Annotated in this window: 2 protein-coding genes and 1 pseudogene; all 3 read left to right on the top strand. The window is 72.1% G+C overall.

Going from position 1 to position 1,724, the window contains the following annotated elements:
• Window positions 1-164, top strand: a pseudogene (locus tag K6I33_RS34800) (cysteine--tRNA ligase); the annotation flags it as partial.
• A 74-nt stretch (window positions 165-238) separates the two neighbouring features.
• On the top strand, window positions 239-1,327 hold the full coding sequence (locus K6I33_RS34805; protein WP_229358793.1) for a PP2C family protein-serine/threonine phosphatase: 1,089 nt from the start codon (window positions 239-241) through the stop codon (window positions 1,325-1,327).
• A gap of 48 nt (window positions 1,328-1,375) precedes the next feature.
• Window positions 1,376-1,724: HhH-GPD-type base excision DNA repair protein (locus tag K6I33_RS34810; RefSeq protein ID WP_308297371.1), on the top strand; the 349-nt coding region annotated here is incomplete at its 3' end.

The following is a 1,724-nucleotide window of genomic DNA, read 5'->3' on the forward strand; positions in this document are numbered from 1 at the left end:
GGGTGGTGGACTCGCTGGTCAGGATGGTCCTGGAACAGCGTGAGAACGCCCGGGCCCGCAAGGACTACGCCACCGCCGACACCATCCGCGACCAGCTCCAGCAGTCCGGCCTCGCCATCGAGGACACGTCCTTCGGCGCCCGCTGGACCTTTTCCTCGAACTGACGGTCGTATCCCGCCGGGCCGGGCTCCACCTCAACCCAGCCCTATGTCCGTATTGTGCGGATATTCTATGGACTATGACCCAGCCAGGTCGGCCGCTGTTCCGTCGTTCCCCCCAGGGCGGATGGTCCCCTGTCCAGCTCTCCCCGGTGATCCTCACCGTGGTCATCGCCGCCCTGGCGTACAACACGCCCAGGCGCATGGCCTTCAGCCGCCTCCTGCCCGCCGCGCCCGCCCTCGCCGCCGCCATGTGGCCCGTGCTCCCCACCGTCCTGCTCGGCACGGTCTGCCTGTTCCTCATGATCGGCCTCAGCATCGTGTTCCCCGGGCTGGGGACGTGGTGGACGGCGGGCGGGATCGTCGCGGTCACCGTCGCGGCCGCGTACGGCAGCCACGTCCGGCTCCAGCGGGAGCGGACCCTCTTTCAAGTGCGGCTCGTCGCCGACGCGGCGCAGACGGTGGTCCTGGGGGCCATGCCACGCCTCTTCGGGAGCGTCGAGATCGACTCGCTGTATCTCGCGGCCGCCGCGGAGGCCCGCATCGGCGGCGACTTCTACGAGGCGGCCGACACCCCGTTCGGGGTCCGGCTGCTCATCGGCGACGTACGGGGCAAGGGCCTGCCAGCGGTGGGGGCGGCCGCGGCGGTGGTCAACTCCTTCCGGGAGGCCGCCCACGACGAGCCGGACCTGGGCGGCGTGGCGCGCCGCCTGGAGGCCAGCAGCAACCGCTACAGCGCCGCGTTCCCCCCGGAAGACCTGGTGGAGCGCTTCACCACCGCCCTACTGGTCGAGATCCCGCACGAGACGGGCAGGCTCAAGGTCCTCAACTGCGGCCATCCCCCGCCGCTCCTCCGGGGCCGGGGGGAGCTGCGCACCCTCCAGCCCAGCGACCCCTCCCCGCTGCTCAACCTCGCGGAGCTCATCGGCGGCCAGTACACGGTCGACACCTTCGAGATCGCCCACGGCGACCAGCTGCTCCTCTACACCGACGGCGTCACCGAGGCCCGCGGCCATGACGGCGCGTTCTTCCCCCTGGCGGACTGGATGCGGCGGCAGACCGCCGTCCACCCCCGCGAGCTCCTCGACAGCCTTCACCACGACCTCCTCGGCTACAGCGACGGAGGCCTCAACGACGACATCGCCGCCCTCGCGGTACGCGTCGGCTGACCGGCCGCACGGCATGCGTGCCGCGCGTTCCGGAGGGACCATCGCCCCATGGCCCCTGCCCCTGGACGTCCCCTCCGGCTCGCGCAGCAGGAGGACGCCGACGCGCTGCTCTCGCGCAGCCCGCTCGCCGCCCTCGTCGGCATGCTGCTGGACCAGCAGATCCCCATGGAGTGGGCCTTCACCGGCCCGTACACCATCGCCCGGCGGCTCGGGCGCGACGATCTGGACGCCCACGAGATCGCGGCGTACGACCCCGAGGCGTTCGCGGCGCTGTGCGCGGAGAAACCGGCCGTGCACCGGTATCCGGGGGCAATGGCGGGGCGGGTGCAGCAGCTGTGCCGGTATCTGGTCGAGCACTACGACGGGGACGCGAGCGCGGTGTGGACCGGGGCGGGGC

This window comes from Streptomyces sp. UNOB3_S3 (genome assembly GCF_020740895.1).
GTDB lineage: Bacteria > Actinomycetota > Actinomycetes > Streptomycetales > Streptomycetaceae > Streptomyces.

Bases quoted from the DNA above. Each gene is read 5' to 3' on its own strand.
- K6I33_RS34805 (WP_229358793.1), top strand. From the start codon at position 239: ATGACCCAGCCAGGTCGGCCGCTGTTCCGTCGTTCCCCCCAGGGCGGA.